Origin of the sequence: Xylanibacter ruminicola, from assembly GCF_900107775.1 — a bacterium.
Classification (GTDB): Bacteria; Bacteroidota; Bacteroidia; order Bacteroidales; family Bacteroidaceae; genus Prevotella; species Prevotella ruminicola_C.
This window is the reverse complement of sequence record NZ_FNRF01000002.1, coordinates 569776-590344: the sequence shown is the minus strand read 5'-3', so window position 1 is coordinate 590344 and position 20569 is coordinate 569776. Positions and strand designations below refer to the sequence as shown.

Here is a 20569-nt window from a genome sequence, read left to right as displayed (position 1 = left end):
TTCAGCAAAATCTACTATCTTTGCAAGAAAAATTAAGATATAAAATATGGGGAAACGTGAATATATCCAGGCCAACAAGGATTGGCTGGAGGCTAAAGCAAAAGAGGAGGGCGTAAAGGCACTGCCCAAGGGTATATATTATAAGGTATTAAGCGAGGGCGATCAGACGAGTGCCCAACCAACGGTTCGCAGTATTATCACAGCGCATTATACAGGTAGAACGATTAACGGTAAGAAGTTTGATAGCAGTCGTGGTGGTGTGCCTCTGGCTTGCAGGTTATGCGACCTGATCGAAGGCTGGATCATCGCTATCCAGCAGATGCATGTGGGCGACAAATGGGAACTCTACATTCCAGCCGAAATGGGCTACGGTAAGTTCTCGCAACCAGGCATCCCCGGTGGCTCAACACTCATTTTCGAAATCGAACTCTTAGGTATCTCATAACACTACCAAGCATCCAATGGATACCCCTAAGATACTATTCCTACACGGATTCTACGCCAGTGGCCAATGTGTGCCCGCAAAGGCATTAAAGGAGGCATTCGATGGCAAGGCTATCGTACTGACTCCCGATCTGCCCTTGCATCCCAAGGACGCATTAGCGTTTATCCGTGATTTGTGCAACCGCGAAAAGCCCGATGTATTGGTAGGCAACAGCTGTGGCTCTTTCTATGCCCAGATGATAGCTCCCGCTATAGGCATTCCCGCTCTGCTTGGTAATCCACATTTCAAGATGACCGAGTTTCTGAACCCCCGAATCGGCGCCCAGCAATACAAATCGCCGCGTTCCAACGGCAATCAGGATTTTGTTATCGACCAAGCACTCATCAACGAATTCGCTGAACTGGAAGCCCAGCAGTTCTCTAACGATTCATGCCGTAATCCCGAACGTATCTGGGGCCTGTTTGGCGAGCAAGATACCTTGGCCCACTTCGAACCACTCTTCTTAGAGCACTACCAGCACTCATTCCATTTCCCCGGCGCCCACACGCCCACTGCCCAAGAAACAAAAACATGGTATGTACCACTCATAAAAACACTCATGAGGGAATATCCTACGAAAATATAGGGTATTCCCCCATTAAGTATAGGAGTTTTCATTTTCATATTCCACATAATCGTCATTCTCCTACCAAGATGATGGCGCGGGCAGAGCGTATCCATGGTGTGAAGGATACCAAGTACAATCCACGCACTCGTGAGATAACCGTTCTCTACGATGCCAACAAAACTACAGCACGTCACATCAAGCATGCAGTAGCATAGACTGGCGATGTTTAAAATCGGTGTAATTTTGTTTAATCTGCGCCAAATAATGTAGATTGAACATAAATAGACGATAAACAAACATTGATTTCCTGTTTTATGTGTACTTTTGCAGCATAGATAATATGGTTAAGGTTTATGGTTGATTAATTTAGTTTTTTTAAGTAATTGTACGGAAAAGGTTCGCTGTGAAGCGAGCCTTTTCTCGTTATAATAAAAATAGCCACCAATAATGGCGGCTATTCATTATTTGCAAATCTGATCCATATCCTTGCGTTTCTTTTCCTTCGCCTCGTCGGCAGCGTAACCGATGGGAATCAGCACGGCAGGCTCCTCATTCTCAGCAAAAGTAAAAAGCTGCTTGCATTTCTCGGCATCAAAGTTGCATACCCAACAGGTAGCCAGACCTTGCTCTGTTGCAGCCAGACACAGATGCTCAACAGCAATAGCGATATCGATATCGCCATGATGCTTGCCATCCTTACGAACCCATTCCTCATCGTGCAGGATACTGCAGATAATATACATGGGGGCTGAATTAAACCAATCGCGACTATAGCACTCACGCAGATTTTCTTTTTCAGCATCGTTCTTAACCACACGGAACATCCAAGGCTGCTTGTTCACAGCAGAAGGAGCAAAGCGTACGCACTCCATCACGTAGTCAAGCTTCTCCTGTTCCACACTCTTCTCCTGATAGCTTCTGCAGCTATATCTCTGCTTTACTAAATCTAAAAAACTCATATTCTTGATTTTATAAAAATTATAGCATGTTTTCGAGTATCTCTACCGCTTTGGTGATATCATCTTGAAACAGCTTGTGATCGCGTAAGAAATCAGCCCTGCCACCACTGATGGCATCAAACAGTTCCTGACTCATATCGTCGGCATAAGCAGCAATAGCCATTTCTATGTCATCCTTCTGCCAGTCGAGCGTGGAATGAACATAGATACGCTGCTTTTGATGCAGGAAACTATAGGCGGTCTCGATACTATCTTTTGTTATCATTTTGCTCTGAGTTATATCCAATAGGACGGAACTGACGTTGCTCTTCGCTATACACATATCCATGACCTAACAGGTAATCCTTGATATTAGCAGGTTCTGTTCCAAAATTATAGCAAAGTGATTCCAGCGTGTCAAACTCCTCATCTCTCAGGAGCATGTTCACGCTCGAAACCAATATAGCGGGATCTTTGGGTAAATATTCCATTCTTATATTCTTGATACAGTATTATTTATCTATGCCTAATAATCTTTCGAGTGGCTCTGTCCAGTCTTCGTTATTCTCAGGAAAGAGCGTTTGAATACCAAGTGCTTTCGCTGCTTCGATATTCTTTTGTCCATCATCAATAAAGAGCGTTTCTTCGGCTGAAGATTGCTGGCCGTCGAGCATCATCCTGAAAATCTCTGCCGATGGTTTCATCTGTTTGCACTCGTAACTCAGATAGAGATGATCGAAGTAGTGTTCGATAGAGTGACCATTGCCATCAAACTCGTTACTCTTGGCCCACTGCATCATATAGGGATTAGTGTTTGAGAGCAGACACACTTTGTAGCCGAGTTTACGTAATCTCAACAGCATCTGCAGATTCTTTTGTGGCACAGATTCCACATAGCCATGCCAGGCAAATTTACACTCATCGTGAGAAAGTTCACGACCCACAAGCAGACTCAGCTCCGAACGGAATTCTTCAGGCGATATCATGCCTTTTTCCAAATCACCAAAGATACCTTTCTGACAAAACGCATCCAGATGCTTTCTGGCATCGCGAAGACCAATCTCCTCGAATCGCTTAACAGCCTGTTCATAGCTCAAGGCTACAACCACACCACCCAAATCAAATGCAATATTTCTAATCATTATATTACCCATATCATATTTATAATAGACATCTCGGGCTGCAAAGGTACAAATAAAACGTGGTAAAACATCATCATAAACCTGAAACTATCAAAACATTACTTGCAGAACTTGCCCATAGTCTGTTTGAATGCCTCCAGATTTTGATCGTCGAGCCAACCTAGGTCGTGAATGTTTCCCTGCTTATCGATAATCTTATATGTGGGGAAGCTGTTTACACTCAGGTAATGCTCGATAGCACTCTGCTGTTCTTTTGGCAGATTATAGTGAACACAGTTTGGTCCTGTCAGATTGTACTCCTTGATGACATTCTTCCACGATGCGTCGCTGCTGCCATTGCAGAGGTAGAGATATACGATATCGTAATCCTTGAGTGCCTCTTTTACTTTCCACGAGTCCTTTAGTTTCTGCTTGCAAGGGCTGCACCAAGTGCCCCATACATCGAGATAGATTACTCGGCCTTTATAGGGTTCGATGATCTTACGCAGCATCTTCTCGCCATCGGTCATGTTCGCCACATCGGTTGACGGTCGCAGACTGGCTGCATTAGCCAAGTCCTGATGCTCCAAAGCTACATACTTATCGTTTTCGGTCAAAACAAAGTTTAGTGCCGATGCCAACTTGATTTCTTTATTGGCGAAATTCAAATCAGAAGGGTCAAGCGACTTGCGGAACGAGTTAAGCTTCCAATAGAATTTGCGAGCCAAGGCCAGATCAATCAATGCCCTATCGGTAGTTGCCGATTCGATAGCCTGCTTTTGGTAATACAAATCTATCAACGAGATTTCTTGCTCTATCGCCTTCTTCACATCAGGACGCTCCATAATGGCAAGATACTGCTCCGCAATGCCAAGCTTATCTAAATCGGTACCAGCCAAATCAATGTTTAGACTATCTATCTTCTGGTTCTTGGCTTGTTTGGCATACTCCTTGTGAAATTCCACTGCATAACGCTCCATTAGGGCAAGCTCCTCGTCGGTAATCGATACCTTGCCATCGGCCCTAGCCTGGCGCAAAATGATGGGATAGGCACCGTCGTTCAACGTTATTCTGTATGGATCAATGCTCACAGAGTGGCGCTCATCTCTCAGCTGGTCAAGATAGTCGCGCATAAATCGCGGGAATTCAGAATAGAGCGTATAGGGTTTAGGTGCGGGCTGCCACAACTTGGTGTTGACATAATCCATATACTCCTTGGGCAGAATATTGCCAGGCACATCGAATCTGGCCTGCATCATCGAATAGCCCTGCCCAGCCATACACAGACCTTTAATATAATCAATATAGCGCTGCGATAGGTTGGGGCGATGAGTGATATCCGCCTGCATCTTGGTTATGATTGCATCAAAGACTTTATTCGCGCGTTCCATGAATTGCATGGCGCTCTCGCCTGGATTGATGCGTGTCTCCGGCCATGTTGCATCACAAGCCACAAGCTCGTTTTGCAAACGTACGTCATCGCCCATAAACAGCTTCTGGCCAGTCGTGAAGTCGTTCAGGAAGAAGTACGTCTTTCCAGGTTCTAATACAGACCATTCCCAAGACCTTCGCGGGTCGAGTATTGCTGTTGTAGAATTGAGTATGGGCATTCGGAGTGTAAATCGTCCCAGCGAGTCGAGCTTTGCTGTAAAGCTTTCTGTTTTATCGGTGATAAAATTACTTGTCCCGACTTCAAATTCGCCGCTCTGTTTCCAAGCTTGCTCGGGCATATCCTTCAGCCAGCCTACGATGGTTACGCTGTCGCCCTCACGATAGCCATTGTCAACAAATCCCTTGCGAGTGTCTTTGGTAGGATAGTCGGGTAGGGCTTCTTGGGTTATCGGATTGCAGGCAATGGCCTTTCCGGTACCGATGGTGATGGGGCGGATGCCTTTCTTGAGTTTGCCCACCTTGATGGTTAGTCCGTCGTTAAGAGTAAGCACGTAGGTGTCCTTCTGCTCGGTCTGATTCAGGATATCCCACACCTTATTATTATATATAACGTGGTGCTGGGCGAATCCTATCAACCAGTCGCCCGTAAGCGTGTTGCGCCAATAGGTGTCGGTGATGCCAACGGGGGGTACATCAGCATCAGCATTCGCATCTGCATCGCGTACAGCATTAATTATCCACATGCCGGGATCACTTATAGAAAACAGCCATGTAGATGCTGGCAGGGCATCGAACACCAGCGAGAAGTCTACCTTACAGTCCTTAGGTATCTTGACGGGCTGCCCCAGTTTCATACCTACGGCGTTCTTTGCTTCGTAGGTCTTACCGTCGGCCTGGAGTAGCGATTTCGCAGCCAATACACCTTCCTGGCCTGCAGCACGTTCTGGCATGTCGAAATGCATGAACACCTCAGTGCTGTCGGCACTAAGTACTACCTTGGTTACTTTTACAAATGGTACATTGGAATAGCCTGTAACAATGTTATTCCATATTCGAGTTTGTGCCCACCCGGCAGTTGCAACAATGGCCAGCACAATAGTTGATAAAAGTTTCTTCATTTCTTTTCGTCTACTATCTTATTCATACTCATGATTGTTTAATTCTGTATAAAAAAAAAGAGATAAGCTTTGAACTCATCTCTTTTATTCTTTGTACACCCGCAGAAAGTCGAACCCATGCTGATTATCAGCAAGTTGCGAATTATTTTGTTACTAATCCGCATGTGGTAACAAATTCTTTTCAAACTGGTAACAAACGACTTAAGATAAGCAGTCTGTGATATCTCTATATCGTACTTAGTATTTCTAACTTTCCAACAAGTTCGTAGAACTATGTTAGTTAGTTTGCTTACTATTTGTTGATGCAAAGATAGGTATTTTTTTTGTTACCACCAAATATATTTCTTACATAATTTGCTAAAAACACCTATTTTATTATATAGAGAGCATTTACAGACAAGTTTATGGGTCAGTAAGTTGGTTTGTGAGTTAGTTAACAGTTAATTAATGTATTATATTCTTAATTTTGTTAGTTGCGCATGTTAAAGACTTAGTTAGTTAGTAGCCTTTTTGAAAAAGATGCAATTCTATTGGATTTATTTGCTATATTTTTGTGCCGCAATTCTAAAGGAGTTGTCCTATATCAAATATTAACTAATGAAATTATAAATTACGAAATGAAACAAATTATCAAAAAATTAATTCCGACTGGAAAGAGAGTAGGTAACGCATTTAAGTTCAACATTACTAATGGCCAATATATATAATATATAATATGTATAAGGCAGAGAAAATTAGGAATAAGGAATACTGGTTCAGGACAATCAAACCAGGTGATGTGGCAAAAGGCAAGTTTCCTACGTATGGTTCAATAACTTCTCTCAACGTTCAGTTGACACGATTCAATAGATCTATTGGGAAGGAGAAAGGTGTTTTTATTCATGCCAAATATCTCTATGACGAGCTATGTGTGATACTCGTAGGTGTTACACTCGCACAGAGAAGAAAGGAGCTTACTGACCCGGACTATAAAAATGAATGGCGTAAACTGATAAAGCAATGAGAAAGTCAGACAGACAAGTCGAGATTGATATGAGCGACGAACCAATGACTATTAAAGAAGCTGCTGAGTTCTTTAAGGTTGATGTGCAGGCTATGTACAAGAGAGTTCAGCGAAAGATGGTTCAATTCCACAAAGATGGAAGAAGACTCTACTTCTTTAAGAAAGAACTGATTGCAGGCTTGAAAGCAAAATGATTCGAACTGGTAAAGTCCCTGAGTTACTTTCTGGGAAGACCGTAGCCAGGGCATATTTTTTTCAGCAATGCCAGATAAAAGTAGAACATGCGATCAAGGATGCAGGCGCATCACCCGTCGTTATTGCGAGAGAAACAAACAGTATGTTGAATATTTAAAAATAATAATTTGTAATGAAAATCAGAATTCAAAGATACAAAGATAAGATTAAGGTCCAAGAACAATGGACTATTAAGGACTATATAAGGGCTATCATGCATTATCGAAGAAGCCAAGCAGCTCCAATCTTGGCGGCTGAGCTTTTAATGGAATGGTTCCCTATGATTAAAGAAGTAACAATTAACACTGAGTTGACAGAAAATGAGTAAGCCGGTAATACAGAAAAAGAAAACAGATACAGGTCATATAATCCTGACATTTTATGGGAGTTGCCAGAAAAAACAGTTGAGATTCAGAAACGAAGAAGAATTTCAGCTGTTCCTCGATTACCTTCTGGTGTTAGATAGGCTAGGGGCTACATCCTTAGAAAGGGTAGTATGATGTATATTATCTCTGCAATCAACAGACTGACAGGTGAACGGGAGGTCATTTCGCCCCCTCGTTCACTGGAATTAGCTACTGAGCTGATGGAAAAATTCAAAGAATCCAGTCGGAAGCACCATCAGTCTTGGAAAAATCCACGTATAGAGCCATGTCTTCCAAAAGAAGAAAAGGTATAGCTATTTTTGCAAGAAAAAAATATGATAAAGCCTGAAACATTAGATAAGATAAACGATCAGCCTATTGTTGATATAGTATCAGACTATATCACGCTAAAGAAAGCTGGCGTCAATTATAAAGGCATTTGCCCCTTTCATGCCGACAAGAATCCTTCTTTCATGGTGAGTCCTGCCAAAGGAATCTGCCATTGTTTTGTGTGTGGAAAAGGAGGCAACGGCATCCATTTCATCATGGAGCACGAGCATGTCAATTTCTATGAAGCTTGCAAGATAATTGCTAACAAGTTCAATATAGAATTTGAAGAAAAGGATCCTACACCCGAAGAGTTGGCGGAGCAACAGAAAAAAGAGTCCATGCAGGTCATCTATTCTCGGGTGCAGGAGTTCTATGTAAAGTGCCTCCACGAAGATACACCAGAAGCTAAGGCTATGATGGCTTATGCTAAACATCGTTGGTCGGAAGAGGCCATCGAGGAGCGAGGACTGGGTTATGCACCAAAGGGTAATAAACGTTTTTTTGACTTTATCAAATCAACAGGCCTGAGCTGGGAACTTTGTAAGGAAGCAGGACTCATAGCTGAAAGTGACGATAGAAGCGAATATGCCTTCTTTCGCGACCGTCTGATGATTCCCGTACGCGACCGGTGGGGCAATGTAATTAACTATACAGCTCGCACTCTTTCTGATAATAAGGATGTTCAAAAGTATCTTAACGGCCGTGACTCACTGTTATTCCATAAATCAAGCGTATTATTCGGCTTGGATACTGCAATGAAAGTGGGGGCACGCGAGGAGCTCTTCTACTTGGTAGAGGGAGGCCCCGACGTTATGAAAATGCAGCAGATTGGTGTGGTAAATACTGTAGCGCCATTGGGTACAGCGCTCACAAAGGAGCATCTGCACACACTTAAGCGGTTCCATCCAAAACTGTGCTTCATCCCCGATGCAGATGCTCCTGGCATAAAGGCGGTCATCAAAAACGGTCGTACAGCCATGGAAGAAGGCTTCCGTGTCACTGTCAAGGAGATTCCACCAAAGCCAGAGGAGGAGGGTGGTGGAAAGCAGGATGCAGACAGTTACTTCCAGAACAGAGAGCAGGTTAAACTGCTAGCTGAAGAGGACTTTGTGCTCTGGTATGCCAACAAGCTATTTGATGACATCGAGCGCAAATCTTCTACCGAGACTGATATTTCTGATATCGTCAAACAGATATGTGATGTTCTTATCCTGGAAAAGGATGAATATACGCAAAAGGCGCTTCTGGATGCCTTGGTTAAGCAACACAACGGCCATAAAGGCCTTTGGAAAAACGCGGTTAACGAAGCTAAGCACCGCCGGGCTGAAGAAAAAGCAAAGGCGACGACAAAGAGGACGGGTATCGACCCGCTTATATATGGTTTCTACGAGGATCACAACTGTTACTGGAGCCGCGATGACGAAGGTAACGAGAAGCAATGGTCGAATTTCAAGATGCGTCCCCTCTATCATGTGATGGGTATTGATGATTCACGCCGTCTCTATGAAATTACGAATATCGACGGCACCACACGTATCCTCGAATTGGCTGCAGAAGAACTGGTTTCACAGCCGAAATTCATGGTGAAGGTAGAGTCTATAGGCAACTTTATCTGGAAGGTAGGTATGCCTGAATTGACCAAGCTGAAGACATACCTTTTCGAGCAGACAGAAACGGCTGTTCGCATCCGGCAGTATGGCTGGCATCACAGCGGTTTCTTTACCTTTGGCAACGGATGCATCTATCAAAATGAATGGTATCCGGCCGATGCCATGGGAATTGTACACTTACATGATGCAGAATCTCATTTGGATAATTACTATCTGCAGGGAGCCTCGGAAATCTATGCAGCTGACACAAGCTACTTTTCTTTCGAGCGGCAGTTTGTTCTCCCATCTACCCATGCAAGCATAGAATTAAAAGATATGGCCAGTCTGATGGCTTCTGTCTTCGGTGACAACGCTAAAATAGGAATCTGTTACCTTTTAGCTGCTCTCCATAGGGATATTATCACCTCATACACGGTAAACTTCCCAATCCTCAATCTCTTTGGCCCGAAGGGAAGTGGTAAAACAGAATTAGGCATCACGTTAATGCGTTTCTTTACAATCGGCGACAAGCCCCTTAACTTAAGAAACACCACAGCTCCATCTCTTTCACAAATGCTCTCGATGGCAGCTAACTCACTGGTACTGCTGGACGAATATAAGAATACGCTGGACATGAGGATTGTGGAAATTATCAAAGGTGCATATGACGGTGTCGGCCGCTCACGAATGGATATGGACCGCGGCAAACAAATTGAGCGTACACCTGTCGACTGCGGTGTAATCGTCTGCGGACAGGAGATGCCAACACTCGATATCGCGATGTTCTCGAGAATGATTTATTTACCTACTGACTCTACGGTTCATGACCGCGAAGCAAAGGATCGTTTCAATAGGTTGTCTGATATCCGTAAACTTGGGCTGCAGCACCTGACCATGGAGATTCTCTCACACAGAGCCTTGTTTGAAAGTGCTTTCTATGATACATATAACGATGTTACTAATGAGGTGTGTGACAGCATCGATGGTAATAATGTGGAAGACCGCCTTTGGCGTAACTGGTCTATCATGCTGACTTGTTACAAAACTCTGAAGTCCACGCTTAATCTGCCTTTTGAGTACGACGATATTAAGCGGCTATGTATAGAGGGTATTAAACGCCAGAACAGTGAGGTGACATCTAACAATGAGCTTGGAAATCTTTGGAACGCGCTTTCTACACTTTACGACCAGGGAAAGATTTATCTCGATTGCGACTTTAAGATTAAGGTATTAAGAAGGCTAAAGACGGACAAAGGTGAAAGGGAATTCAAGGAAAACCATCGCGTGCTTATGCTGCGTCTGATTAACTTCGTTTCTCAGTACAAGCAGTTGGCCCAGCGTGAAGGTGAAAAGAAGATAATCATGGATCGTGACTCGATTCGTTATTACCTGACGATAGGAAACGCGTATCTCGGACAGAAATCGTCCGAACGCTTTATTTCCATCAAAGATGGTATAAAAGAGACCGTTAATGGACAGACTGCATACAAGTTTGACCGCTGTCTCTGTTTCGACTACGAAATACTTCAGAATCGTTACGGATTGCATTTGGAACATTTCTCTGCCACTGAGGCAGATGAACTTGAAAGAAAAGAAGAAGTTATTTTTTAGAATTTGGTTAGTTATTCATTTGCGAAAGGTCTCTGACTGCTGTGAAGCACTCGGGGGCCTATTATTATGCTTTGACATTTCTTGCTTTTATGCGCGCACGCGCGAGAATATCCATGCACAACACCGCACAAGACTGCACAAGGAATCTGTATGTTACTAAAGATCAGGCACTAAGCCGGTTGCAAAGATGCCTGAACTTCTGCACAAATCCAGCTCAACGCTGCACAAATCTTGCACAAATATAATGATTTGCACAAATAAGTATCTAATTGCACAACAATAATAGGGGTTTGTGCAATGATAATAAATAGTTAATATATTAATAATCAGCCACTTAGATACACAAACGCAGTTTTGTGCATGCTTGTGCGCCCATTCATAATACGTACGCTTCGTTTCTATCATTAGAAAGAATAAAATTTCATCGAATTCATCGAAGATTTTTTCTTTTTGAGAATCTATAATTTTAGTTTGAATTATTTGATTTGTCTTTTGGTTATCTCCCTGATTTTTAGTATCTTTGCAGCACAAACGCAAAGTATTACTACAATGAGTCAGATTTGTATATATCTTAAAATGCCATCTTATCTTCGCCAGTGGTTAATCCACCGTCATGGTGGAAGTGAGCCGATATCACTCGTTCGAGGTTCTGCTGAGAGCGACTTCTTGAAGAAATCCACCATCAAGCTCCCTGATGGGGTGATGCCTCCCCGTCAGCAGGAAGGCGAACTGGCAATCTGCATCCCATATTACAAGTGTCACGACCCCCGTACCTATAACTATCTCTCAAAGAATGGAAAGAGTTGCCTGCTGGAAATGTTGAAAAACGATTTTAAGGTAGATCTCTGGGAGTATCTTCACGACATCGACCGATGTGGAAGTGAGCTCAATGGTCTGATCTATCAGTTTATGGAGCTCCGAGGAATCAAAGAGGATGGTACATCATCAGACACTATCAAGAAGATATACCAGCGCAAAAGGAATAGCTATAAAACGGCTTTGAACAGAAAAAAGAAGAAAAATATTCCGACTTGAAGCCTGTATTTGTCCTAATTATGGTATTGTTTGATTTGTTTGATTATGAATTGTATATCTCTTCCCGGCATCACCGCCATTAGCTATGTGCCTTGTGATAGCTTACCTGCGGACTTGATTTATCAAGCCCTGACAGGCTTTCCAGTCACCATATCCTCCAGCGCTACAGAAATAGCCCTGAAGTCAATCCCTTCGTGCGAAGTAGAGGAATCGCCTGATAACAACACACAAATTGAAAAGGCCAAGCTGTCGTTCACCACTTTGGACACGCTTCCCACAAGTATGCCCTTGGCTTTTCTGATTACCACTTCTGCTGGCAATCACTATATATTAGGTACGCGCGAAAAGCTATACCCGACAATAAAGGTTACCAAAAACACCTCAAAGCCCGATGCTGAAGCCTCAGTTCACCGCTACGAGGTTTCATTCACCGCCCGCAAGGCTCTGATTCCCTACAATCCGTAATCTTCCGTCTTTTCCCCCTATATAAAAGGTATTTATCTTTGCGCCATAATCATTTGAATTATGGCATCCAACACAAAAACTAACACTTACCAGCTTCACCTGAAAGGTTTCGTCGGAGGATATGACTTCGACGCTGATTACGTTGACTACGTGCTCTCCAAGCATAAGGATACAGAGGTCAACGTTCTGATTGACTCTCTCGGTGGTCAGTCATCTACCGCCTTGAGTATTTTCTCGGCTTTCAAGCTCCATGGCAATGTGAATGTGCATTTCGTTGGAATGAACGCCTCGGCTGCAACAATCGCCAGCCTCGGCGCCAAGCACATCACAATGGATTCATCGGCCATGTACCTGGTTCATAAATGCAGCATAGGCTTCTTCGAGTGGGGCCAGCTCAACTCTGACGGCCTGCAGGCGCTCATCGCTAATATCGAGCACCAGAAGGCTGACCTTGACAAGCTGGACGCTAACATTGCCCAGATGTATGCCACACGTTGCAAGAAAGAGCCCGAGGCCCTTCTAGCTTTGATGAAAGAAGGCGGTTGGCTCACAGCAAAGGAGGCCCTGGAGTGGGGCTTTGTTGATGAGCTGACGGACTACGCTGATGAATCAGCTCCAGTCCTTACCGACACAATGGCCTGTGCAATGTCTGCTGCAGGAATTCCCATCCCGAATATGCCCACAATGCATCTCACCGCCCAGGAGCAGTCTGCATTCGCCAAGTTCCTTGGTGCATTGGGACAGTTATTCAGCAATCAGAAAATCCAATCAACAAATAATTCAACACAAACACCAATGAAAAAGATCTTCAAATCTATCTGTGCTATCCTGACTTGTGAGCACCTGATGAGCAATGAAGGCAAAATCACGCTTTCGGACGCTCAGATGGAGGACATCGAGTCTGCTATTAGCGCAGACAAACAGACCATCAGCGACCTCAACGCGCAGATTACCACTCTTAAGAGTGAAAAGCAATCTCTGACTGATTCTAACACACAGCTGCAGGCAGAAGTGGCCACCTTGAAGCAGAAGCCCGGTGACACTACAGCCCACGTAGTTAATGACAAGCATACCGATCAGCCTGCCGAAAAATCGGAGGCCGAACAGTATTTTGAGTCTCGTGCTAATGCTCAGTCGCTTTTTGACTCGCTCCCTTAAACATCAACACAAACAATCACTAAACACTAAAAGAATCCTATGGCAGGAAAACTTAACTTTACGCTCGAGGAGTACCAGGACGCGGCACGTAAGTACCGCAAGGACCTCCTCATGTTGCCCATCATCGGCATTCAGGACACACTGAAGTTCATGACAGGCCGTCCAGGCATCCGTTATAAGGAAAGCGTGGCTGCTCTCAATGGCAACGCACAGTTCGCCCCCTACAAGCCAGCACGCCGTTCTAACTTCAATCTCGACATGGATTTCCGTACACTGGAGACTTTCTTCGGTTCCGTAGTAGCCCAGTTTGAGCCTAACTCAGCCATCAGCACCCTTCTCGGTGCCATCGGCGACACAAAGGGCGACGGACAGATGCAGGCACCCACCGCAAAGCATGTATTGGCCTTGATTGCCAAATCGCTTTCTGAGAATCTGAACAACGCTATCTGGGCGGGTAAGCGCAACGCATCTGGTGACACAACACTCGACCTCTTCGATGGCTTCGATACCATCACCGCCCAGGAAATCACAAGTGGAAAGATTTCTAAGGAGGAAGGCAACTATTTGAAGTTTACCGACGAAATCACCACCGCCAATGCCGTGGATATCGCCAAGGCCGTTCTCTTCTCTCTGGATCCTCATCTCCGCGCTCAGACCTGTTACATGTACTGTTCGCAGGACTTCGCTGACAAGTACAACGAGGGCTACCTCTTGACCCACGCTGGTATCAACTACAACAACCAGTACAATCAGACCGCCGTCGAGGGCTCGAACGGCAAGCTGATTCTCTGCCCGTTGGCTAACAAGGCTGATTCAAAGTTCATCCACGTAAGTCCCAAGATCAACATGCTCGTGGGCTATGACCAGATGGGCGACACCGAGACTGTCATGGTCAAGGAGTATGAGCCATTCATTCTCTCATATATCGCCACCATGTTCTTCGGCTGCCAGTTCGAGTCTATCGACAAGCGCCGCCTGAAGGTCATTGAGATTGCTGGTACTGAGCCAACAAGTACCAACAACAATGCCGGCACTGGTGGTGCAAGCGGCCCTATTGGCGACTAAACATCGCTTTTTCTTGAATTCGTTTCGAACTTTTTCATTTTCTGTATTCATAATTTTGAGTTTTGGGGAGCCAGTACTTGTGAAGGCTCTGGCTCCCATTTTAAACGCTTAATCCTAATAACACTATGGCTGATTGCTCATCAATACAAAAATCGCTTGCGTGGTGCCAAGGCCGTCCCGAGCTCCCTGGCGTAAAGCGCCGTATTTATTATATCTCCAAGTATGACATCGTAAAGTGGCCCACGCTCCAGCATGATGCCAATGGTCGTCTGGCTTCGGCTGCATATTCAGGCGACTTTACTCTGCGAGCAGATGTGAAGTGGAAGTTCATCGATATCATCTCTGATAAGTCACAGCTGACATCTGAGGCCCAGGGCGAATATCCTTCACAGACACAGTTGAACAAACTGGTAGCCGTTCATCCTGGTGTTGAAGCCGAAGCCACCGCAGCTGCAGCATACCTCAATAACAATGACAATGTGTTCCTTGTCGAGGATATGCGTGGTGCCTTCCGTGTCGTTGGCTCAGAAAAATGGCCTACCAAGACTACTGTTACTCAGGATCTCGGACAGGGAGTTACTGGTACCACTTCTACCACTATTAATGTAGAAGCTACCGATGAGTGTCCCGCTCCATTCTATGCCGGAAGAATCGTGGTTGACGAAGGCACAATAAATGAGGATGGTAACTCTAGCCAGTCTTCTGGTGGTAGTTCTTCTGGTGGCGGTAGCAGCGTTCCTGTTTATGACTCAGGAGTATATCTCAATGGCGTGTTATATAATATCACCAAGGGAAGCAAGCTTACTATCGCAGGTAATCTGAGCTCGATGAAATTCACTGGTAAGAAAATGACTTCTATTACCTATGAATATCAAGGAGAATTAGAATCTGATATAGACGTTGAATACCCAGCAGGCACAGTAGCCACATGGAATGGAAATATTACTGCTCCCAAAACAATAACTATTCGTCGCACTGAGGGCCAGGGAGATAACAAAAAAGTTGTTGTCTGGTTTACCATCGAACTTGTTACAAGCTCAAGCAGCAATGACGAAGATGAGTCATGGGGTGACTAATCTGCTTTAATTTTCAATAACCATTACTAATAATACATCATGCCAAATTGTTCTTCAATACAAAAATCACTAGCTTGGTGTCAAGGACGCCCCGAGCTACCTGGCGTTAAACGCCGTATCTATTATATCTCTAAGTATGACATCGTAAAGTGGCCCACGCTCCAGCATGATGCCAACGGCCGTCTTACTTCTTCTTCGTATTCAGGCGACTTCACTCTGCGCGCAGATGTGAAGTGGAAGTTCATCGATATCATAGCTGAGAAGTCGCAGCTGACTTCTGAGGCTCAGGGTGAATCTCCTTCACAGACACAGTTAAACAAGCTGGTAGCCGTTCACCCTGGTGTCGAAGCCGAAGCCACCGCAGCTGCAGCATACCTCAATAACAATGACAACGTGTTCCTTGTTGAGGACATGCGTGGCGCATTCCGCGTGGTAGGCTCTGACAAGTGGCCTACCAAGACTACTGTCACTCAGGACCTCGGACAGGGGGCTACAGGCAGTACTTCCACCACTATTAACGTGGAAGCTACTGATGAGTGCCCAGCGCCTTTCTATGCTGGCTCTATCGATGCCGATGAGGGTACCATCAATCCTGAGGGTAATCCTAACCAGAATTCAGGCAGTTCGTCAAGTGGCAATACCAGCACAGGTGGTACGCCTTCGTATGATAACACAGTATATATAAACAATTATCCATATACCGTAAGTAAACTTGGCAAACAAAGCGCTTATGGCCCGATAAAATCAATCAAGATTACCGGCAAAAACATGAATGGTTTGTCTATCGTTTATAACAACAAAGAGTCAGAAGCCAAGATTCCAGTATCTAACGGAGGCTCAGAGGCTTTGTGGAGCGGCAGTATCTCTTATCCAAATACGATTGATGTCTATAGAGGCGACTCTGCTTCAGGAAATTCGATTGAGCTGTGGTTCACAATCTCTATACTTAATCACAGTGAGCCAATTGGCGACTAATCCTTCAATACCTCACTAGAAGATGCGCACTCCAATAGATATGGGCGAACTGCTATCAGAGATAGAAGTCCCTGATATCGGGAGTGCGCAGCTTGCTTTGAAAGATATTCAGGCCAAGCGCGAGCAGGATATTTTTGCAGAACAGAAGCGCAAAGGATGGGATAAGACGGTGGAAGCGCGTTGCGACTTCACACCGCGCCCACGCCTGACACGTCGTTCCGGGCTCTTCTTCCTCTCGTATTGGCAGAAGTCCGTCTATGGCCGTACTCTCACCGAAATCAAAGCCGATGATTCGATGGTTCCGTTCTTTGCCGGCACGATGAAATCATTTATTTCTGATATCATCGGTCCGGACCTCTCACGCGGCTCCTGGTGCATCATTACCACGCCGAAGCGTCGTCACCTGGTGAAGAACTTTGCCACTCGCATCTCCGAGCAGATTGCCCGCCTGTTGGGCATTCCTTTCTACGAGGATGTTTGTACCTGTAGGACAAAACAACGAGTAGGGGCCATCTTCGATGTTCAACAAGTTCCAGATGAACAGAATATTATCTGCTTTGATGACTTTGTTACCACAGGACAGACACTTCAAGCAATGCTTCGAGCGTTAGAGCCGTACAACAAGAACTTGCTGTTTTTCAGCGGAATAAACAACAAACTCTAAAGTATATTATGGAATTTTAGTTCACATTAATCCGTACAAAACATATTAAATGTATGAATCAAGATAATACTTTTACGAACACCCTGCAGGCCTGGATGAACACACCTGACAGTGAAAAGAATTGGGATGCCGGAGCCCTGATGCTGCTTCAGCTTTCGGGCAACCGTATCATGTACCATAATATTTCGGTTAATCCCAAGGGAAAAGCCGAATTCATCAAGGGGCAGCTGCAGAAATACCTCAATTTCCGCCTGCAGAAGCTCACCCATGACGAGGTGGAAGCCATGCAGGCAAGAGTCGATGAAATCGTCAAATCTGTGATTAAGCCAGATTTGGCTATTCCATCAGTAGTTGCTTCAGAATTAGTAGATAATAATTCTGTATCACCCAAAAAATCAGCGGAATACGCAGACTTCAAATCAGGCAAGCGCGCTGATCATGACTCACTTCCTGAGGAAGTTCAGGCACTATATGTAGAGAATCTGGATATCGTTCATCGTATGCGTGAGCTGCATTTGAAGTTGCGCACACTGAGCCTAGATAACACTACCTGTCCAGATAGCGAGCGATATCCTTTCCTGAAGGAAATCATTACTCTCGATAAGAAACGTGTCTCGAACTGGGATATCTACGATCATTACATCATTGGCTCTTCTTCATCAACTTCGGTTAATCCCGAGCCAGATGTGGTTAATCCTAGTGATGAAGCCGAAAAATCCAAGCCTAAAAAGGCAAAGGCCACAGCAAAGCGTACCACAAAGAAGACCGCTAAGAAAGAATGAAGCGTACCGCATCTATGGCTGACGTTGTGAAGCCGCTCCAAGAGTGTCCTTCACAAGCCTACCTCTCCAATGCCGTTCAGGTGGCTGACCTCCTTGAATGGATACTGGAGCAGGTAGGAAATGCCAAGGTGTGGCAAACTTCATTCTCAATCTCCGAGGAATTCCTACGCCGCCTGTTTTTCATAGAAAAGAGTGGGAGAGTCACCGAGTTTAATTTGGTTCTCGACCACAAGGCCACGAATAAAACACTGAAGCTCTGGTCATTCATGACGCAGGTCATCGAGCGTACTTATCTTACAGATAATCACTCGAAGATCCTGTTGGTACAGGCTGAGTCCGGTCAGACAGTCTCAGTCATTACCTCACAGAATCTGACACGCGGAAATCGCCACGAGTCAGCTTTTATCTCTACGGACAAAGCCATTTTCGCCACGCTCCACGCAGAGGTTACTGATTTAATCAATAATCACAGCGTTCCGCTAACTGACCTTTTCTCTCAGCGTATCCAAGCAGAATAATCACGATGACTACAATAGAATACACCCCCGAACAGCTTAATCAAGTAGAGCAATACGCCTCTATCTATCTGAAGATCTCAGATATTGCCGTACTATTCGATATCCCCGCCGAGCAGCTCCGCGAGGATATTGCCGATCGTTCTACAGAAGTCAGCAAACGCTACCATAAAGGAAAGGCTGCATCAAAGGTAAAACTATTGCACCAGGAAATGCAGCTGGCTTATGTCGGTAGCCCCCTCGCGTTGGAAAACGCTCAGAAAAACCTCATGGATATGGAGGACGACGAGTAAATAACATTGTAATCCGTATCTTCTTTATGCCATTACCAAGTATCGTCGATATCGCCCGTACGGACCTCTACACTCAGAAATCTGAGTTAGAGGAAAAGTACGCTATTCCCCAAGTCGACCATATCCTTCGCCTACGGGATATGGTCACTTGGTGCATTGCTAACCCAGATGCCAAGGATCGCCAGTTCGTTGATGAGATTATGCAACGTTACGGCCTGAGCAAAGTCACTGCCTACGCTGACTTGAAAATCGTGAAGTCGCTGCTGCCTAACTTAAGTGAGGCCACCCGAGACTTCCACCGTTGGCGTTATAACGAGATGATTCTCGAGACATACCAGATGGCAAAGAAGCGCAAGGATACAAAAACAATGGAGAAAGCCGCCACCAGCTATGCAAAGTACAACCGTATCGATGTCGAGGATGAAACGGCCGTACCTTATCACATGATTGTGGTACAACCCTTCTTCCCAACGACCGACCCACGAGTAGTAGGTATCAATCCCGTACCAAATATCGACGAGCGTATCAAGAAGCTTACCAAGGAACTGGGCGCTTCTAATCCTGATACGCTCAATATCGAGTACGAGGAAGCCGACATGAATTTCGAGGAGATTTTCGACGAAAAACCCCAAGAATAGCAAAATTTTCCTTTCTAACTTGCATTTCTCAAAATAATACCCTATATTTGCCAACAAAAGAAAAATATAAAATATGATATACATATTTGGAATAGTATTCTTTATAGGTATAGTGCTTGCAATAATTAGAGCCGAGCCTGAGGAAAAGAAGCCACGAAAGCCAAAGAAAAAGAATTTCTTTGAAAGACTTGGTGAAACAGGAGATCCTGTACATTTTAGTAAAAGAAAGAAATGATTTACATATTTGGAATAATATTCTTTGTAGGTGTAGTGCTAGCAATAATTAGAGCCGAGCCTGAGGAAAAGAAGCCACGAAAGCGCAAGAAAAAGAACTGGTGGTTTCAGAATCACAATTGGCGCGGACCACTTCCGCCACCAATGATATAGCGTAAGTATCTTTCTACTACCGATAAGTAATACTTACCTTTGACTCAAAAGCAAAGGTATTTTTATGTCCACACAATCCCCTCATACAAGCCCTAAACTCCTGAAGCAATGGGACTCCGAAGCACACCAGTACGAAAAGTGCGTGTACTTCAACACTCCCCAGCTGATTGCTCAATACATCGGCGATCTTCCCCTTTTTCCTGCATTTTCCAGATAAACCTTTGGCTAATTAAATGGATTTATATACCTTTGCACTCGTTTAATATAAACCAAGGTTCTAACAAGTTATTTATCAATGAAAGAATTTAATTCTCAAATAGACGAAGAAGAGAGCGACAACGAGTTTATCGGTCGCAAATATATACTGGATGATGACGAGATTCCTTTCGAGGTAAGGATGAAGTACATTCTCAAGGCTTATAGAAAAGACCAAGATAAATGGGCGAGGTTTTACATTGAAGCCAAGAAAGTTCAAGAGAATGCGTCAGAAACGAAGAGAAAACTGAAAGAGGCGCGAGTAAGAATCATGCAATTAGAACAAGACCTTAAGCGTTGTAAACAGTCTAAGAGCCAATCAGCGATTCTTGAGTCTCGTATGGTTTCTTCACTTCTCTCAGAAAATAAATTATCTGATTTTAAGAGTATTATTGAAAAGCAGAATGATTATATCAATGTGCTACAGGAGCTCCTATTCAAGAACAACGTAGCATATCCTCCTAACAAAATAAAGATTTAACAAGGCATAATAAAAGAGTGACGATGT

At 44.4% G+C, this 20569-nt stretch carries 24 protein-coding genes; 19 read left to right on the top strand and 5 right to left on the bottom strand.

Annotated features, from left to right (window positions below; translation table 11 throughout):
* Nucleotides 1–46 precede the first annotated feature (46 nt).
* From BLU97_RS06575 to BLU97_RS16325, 3 genes are all read left to right on the top strand, one after another.
* On the top strand, nucleotides 47–445 hold the full coding sequence (locus tag BLU97_RS06575) for an FKBP-type peptidyl-prolyl cis-trans isomerase (protein WP_013064915.1): 399 nt from the start codon (nucleotides 47–49) through the stop codon (nucleotides 443–445).
* Nucleotides 446–461: 16 nt separating this feature from the next.
* Entirely contained in the window at nucleotides 462–1070 is a 609-nt protein-coding gene (locus BLU97_RS06570) for a YqiA/YcfP family alpha/beta fold hydrolase (protein WP_074760778.1), read from the top strand.
* 68 nt (nucleotides 1071–1138) lie between these two features.
* On the top strand, nucleotides 1139–1267 hold the full coding sequence (locus BLU97_RS16325) for a hypothetical protein (protein WP_262503159.1): 129 nt from the start codon (nucleotides 1139–1141) through the stop codon (nucleotides 1265–1267).
* Between the two features lie 246 nt (nucleotides 1268–1513).
* Here the strand turns inward: BLU97_RS16325 and BLU97_RS06565 are convergent, their stop codons facing one another.
* From BLU97_RS06565 to BLU97_RS06545, 5 genes are all read right to left on the bottom strand, one after another.
* The gene (locus BLU97_RS06565; protein ID WP_074760777.1) at nucleotides 1514–2011 is read right to left on the bottom strand and encodes a nitroreductase family protein; all 498 of its coding nucleotides are present in this window, start codon (nucleotides 2009–2011) and stop codon (nucleotides 1514–1516) included.
* Between the two features lie 19 nt (nucleotides 2012–2030).
* On the bottom strand, nucleotides 2031–2276 hold the full coding sequence (locus BLU97_RS06560) for a hypothetical protein (protein ID WP_074760776.1): 246 nt from the start codon (nucleotides 2274–2276) through the stop codon (nucleotides 2031–2033).
* On the bottom strand, nucleotides 2260–2481 hold the full coding sequence (locus BLU97_RS06555) for a DUF4250 domain-containing protein (RefSeq protein ID WP_074760775.1): 222 nt from the start codon (nucleotides 2479–2481) through the stop codon (nucleotides 2260–2262). Before BLU97_RS06555 ends, BLU97_RS06560 begins: the two co-directional genes overlap by 17 nt.
* A 21-nt stretch (nucleotides 2482–2502) precedes the next feature.
* Complete coding sequence (locus BLU97_RS06550) at nucleotides 2503–3132, bottom strand: HAD family hydrolase (RefSeq protein ID WP_074760954.1); 630 nt, start codon at nucleotides 3130–3132, stop codon at nucleotides 2503–2505.
* Nucleotides 3133–3230: 98 nt separating this feature from the next.
* On the bottom strand, nucleotides 3231–5621 hold the full coding sequence (locus BLU97_RS06545) for a TlpA family protein disulfide reductase (protein WP_074760774.1): 2391 nt from the start codon (nucleotides 5619–5621) through the stop codon (nucleotides 3231–3233).
* Between the two features lie 999 nt (nucleotides 5622–6620).
* On the opposite strand from BLU97_RS06545, the gene BLU97_RS06535 reads away from it, so the two are divergent.
* The 16 genes from BLU97_RS06535 (at nucleotide 6621) to BLU97_RS06455 (ending at nucleotide 20542) form a co-directional block, all read left to right on the top strand.
* A complete protein-coding gene (locus BLU97_RS06535) occupies nucleotides 6621–6818 on the top strand; it encodes a helix-turn-helix domain-containing protein (RefSeq protein WP_013063165.1) in 198 nt (65 codons plus the stop codon).
* 173 nt (nucleotides 6819–6991) lie between these two features.
* Nucleotides 6992–7186 (top strand): hypothetical protein, encoded by a 195-nt coding sequence (locus BLU97_RS06530; RefSeq protein ID WP_074760773.1) that lies wholly within the window; start codon nucleotides 6992–6994, stop codon nucleotides 7184–7186.
* Between the two features lie 372 nt (nucleotides 7187–7558).
* Complete coding sequence (dnaG, locus tag BLU97_RS06520) at nucleotides 7559–10753, top strand: DNA primase (RefSeq protein WP_074760772.1); 3195 nt, start codon at nucleotides 7559–7561, stop codon at nucleotides 10751–10753.
* Between the two features lie 549 nt (nucleotides 10754–11302).
* Complete coding sequence (locus BLU97_RS06510) at nucleotides 11303–11788, top strand: hypothetical protein (RefSeq protein ID WP_074760770.1); 486 nt, start codon at nucleotides 11303–11305, stop codon at nucleotides 11786–11788.
* Between the two features lie 45 nt (nucleotides 11789–11833).
* Nucleotides 11834–12253 (top strand): hypothetical protein, encoded by a 420-nt coding sequence (locus tag BLU97_RS06505; protein WP_074760769.1) that lies wholly within the window; start codon nucleotides 11834–11836, stop codon nucleotides 12251–12253.
* Nucleotides 12254–12313: 60 nt separating this feature from the next.
* Nucleotides 12314–13411, top strand: coding sequence for a Clp protease ClpP (locus BLU97_RS06500; RefSeq protein ID WP_074760768.1), 1098 nt, complete (start codon nucleotides 12314–12316; stop codon nucleotides 13409–13411).
* Between the two features lie 39 nt (nucleotides 13412–13450).
* Nucleotides 13451–14476, top strand: coding sequence for a hypothetical protein (locus tag BLU97_RS06495; protein WP_254771675.1), 1026 nt, complete (start codon nucleotides 13451–13453; stop codon nucleotides 14474–14476).
* A 125-nt stretch (nucleotides 14477–14601) separates the two neighbouring features.
* A complete protein-coding gene (locus BLU97_RS15990; protein ID WP_074760767.1) occupies nucleotides 14602–15552 on the top strand; it encodes a hypothetical protein in 951 nt (316 codons plus the stop codon).
* A gap of 39 nt (nucleotides 15553–15591) precedes the next feature.
* Nucleotides 15592–16527, top strand: a complete 936-nt coding sequence (locus tag BLU97_RS15985) for a hypothetical protein (RefSeq protein ID WP_175456319.1) — start codon at nucleotides 15592–15594, stop codon at nucleotides 16525–16527.
* A 40-nt stretch (nucleotides 16528–16567) separates the two neighbouring features.
* A complete protein-coding gene (locus BLU97_RS06480; protein ID WP_254771674.1) occupies nucleotides 16568–17191 on the top strand; it encodes a hypothetical protein in 624 nt (207 codons plus the stop codon).
* A gap of 53 nt (nucleotides 17192–17244) precedes the next feature.
* The gene (locus BLU97_RS06475; RefSeq protein ID WP_074760765.1) at nucleotides 17245–17973 is read left to right on the top strand and encodes a hypothetical protein; all 729 of its coding nucleotides are present in this window, start codon (nucleotides 17245–17247) and stop codon (nucleotides 17971–17973) included.
* A complete protein-coding gene (locus BLU97_RS06470; RefSeq protein ID WP_074760764.1) occupies nucleotides 17970–18491 on the top strand; it encodes a hypothetical protein in 522 nt (173 codons plus the stop codon). Before BLU97_RS06475 ends, BLU97_RS06470 begins: the two co-directional genes overlap by 4 nt.
* A 5-nt stretch (nucleotides 18492–18496) precedes the next feature.
* On the top strand, nucleotides 18497–18781 hold the full coding sequence (locus BLU97_RS06465) for a hypothetical protein (RefSeq protein WP_013063214.1): 285 nt from the start codon (nucleotides 18497–18499) through the stop codon (nucleotides 18779–18781).
* Nucleotides 18782–18807: 26 nt separating this feature from the next.
* Nucleotides 18808–19419, top strand: a complete 612-nt coding sequence (locus BLU97_RS06460) for a hypothetical protein (RefSeq protein WP_074760763.1) — start codon at nucleotides 18808–18810, stop codon at nucleotides 19417–19419.
* Nucleotides 19420–19492: 73 nt separating this feature from the next.
* Nucleotides 19493–19654, top strand: a complete 162-nt coding sequence (locus tag BLU97_RS15980) for a hypothetical protein (RefSeq protein WP_175456318.1) — start codon at nucleotides 19493–19495, stop codon at nucleotides 19652–19654.
* A 447-nt stretch (nucleotides 19655–20101) separates the two neighbouring features.
* The gene (locus BLU97_RS06455) at nucleotides 20102–20542 is read left to right on the top strand and encodes a hypothetical protein (RefSeq protein ID WP_074760762.1); all 441 of its coding nucleotides are present in this window, start codon (nucleotides 20102–20104) and stop codon (nucleotides 20540–20542) included.
* The last annotated feature ends 27 nt before the right edge of the window (nucleotides 20543–20569 follow it).

Coding starts and splice junctions, on each gene's coding strand:
- BLU97_RS06575 (WP_013064915.1), top strand. CDS start 47: ATGGGGAAACGTGAATATATCCAGGCCAACAAGGATTGGCTGGAGGCT.
- BLU97_RS06570 (WP_074760778.1), top strand. CDS start 462: ATGGATACCCCTAAGATACTATTCCTACACGGATTCTACGCCAGTGGC.
- BLU97_RS16325 (WP_262503159.1), top strand. CDS start 1,139: ATGATGGCGCGGGCAGAGCGTATCCATGGTGTGAAGGATACCAAGTAC.
- BLU97_RS06565 (WP_074760777.1), bottom strand. CDS start 2,011: ATGAGTTTTTTAGATTTAGTAAAGCAGAGATATAGCTGCAGAAGCTAT.
- BLU97_RS06560 (WP_074760776.1), bottom strand. CDS start 2,276: ATGATAACAAAAGATAGTATCGAGACCGCCTATAGTTTCCTGCATCAA.
- BLU97_RS06555 (WP_074760775.1), bottom strand. CDS start 2,481: ATGGAATATTTACCCAAAGATCCCGCTATATTGGTTTCGAGCGTGAAC.
- BLU97_RS06550 (WP_074760954.1), bottom strand. CDS start 3,132: ATGATTAGAAATATTGCATTTGATTTGGGTGGTGTGGTTGTAGCCTTG.
- BLU97_RS06545 (WP_074760774.1), bottom strand. CDS start 5,621: ATGAAGAAACTTTTATCAACTATTGTGCTGGCCATTGTTGCAACTGCC.
- BLU97_RS06535 (WP_013063165.1), top strand. CDS start 6,621: ATGAGAAAGTCAGACAGACAAGTCGAGATTGATATGAGCGACGAACCA.
- BLU97_RS06530 (WP_074760773.1), top strand. CDS start 6,992: ATGAAAATCAGAATTCAAAGATACAAAGATAAGATTAAGGTCCAAGAA.
- dnaG (WP_074760772.1), top strand. CDS start 7,559: ATGATAAAGCCTGAAACATTAGATAAGATAAACGATCAGCCTATTGTT.
- BLU97_RS06510 (WP_074760770.1), top strand. CDS start 11,303: ATGAGTCAGATTTGTATATATCTTAAAATGCCATCTTATCTTCGCCAG.
- BLU97_RS06505 (WP_074760769.1), top strand. CDS start 11,834: ATGAATTGTATATCTCTTCCCGGCATCACCGCCATTAGCTATGTGCCT.
- BLU97_RS06500 (WP_074760768.1), top strand. CDS start 12,314: ATGGCATCCAACACAAAAACTAACACTTACCAGCTTCACCTGAAAGGT.
- BLU97_RS06495 (WP_254771675.1), top strand. CDS start 13,451: ATGGCAGGAAAACTTAACTTTACGCTCGAGGAGTACCAGGACGCGGCA.
- BLU97_RS15990 (WP_074760767.1), top strand. CDS start 14,602: ATGGCTGATTGCTCATCAATACAAAAATCGCTTGCGTGGTGCCAAGGC.
- BLU97_RS15985 (WP_175456319.1), top strand. CDS start 15,592: ATGCCAAATTGTTCTTCAATACAAAAATCACTAGCTTGGTGTCAAGGA.
- BLU97_RS06480 (WP_254771674.1), top strand. CDS start 16,568: ATGGGCGAACTGCTATCAGAGATAGAAGTCCCTGATATCGGGAGTGCG.
- BLU97_RS06475 (WP_074760765.1), top strand. CDS start 17,245: ATGAATCAAGATAATACTTTTACGAACACCCTGCAGGCCTGGATGAAC.
- BLU97_RS06470 (WP_074760764.1), top strand. CDS start 17,970: ATGAAGCGTACCGCATCTATGGCTGACGTTGTGAAGCCGCTCCAAGAG.
- BLU97_RS06465 (WP_013063214.1), top strand. CDS start 18,497: ATGACTACAATAGAATACACCCCCGAACAGCTTAATCAAGTAGAGCAA.
- BLU97_RS06460 (WP_074760763.1), top strand. CDS start 18,808: ATGCCATTACCAAGTATCGTCGATATCGCCCGTACGGACCTCTACACT.
- BLU97_RS15980 (WP_175456318.1), top strand. CDS start 19,493: ATGATATACATATTTGGAATAGTATTCTTTATAGGTATAGTGCTTGCA.
- BLU97_RS06455 (WP_074760762.1), top strand. CDS start 20,102: ATGAAAGAATTTAATTCTCAAATAGACGAAGAAGAGAGCGACAACGAG.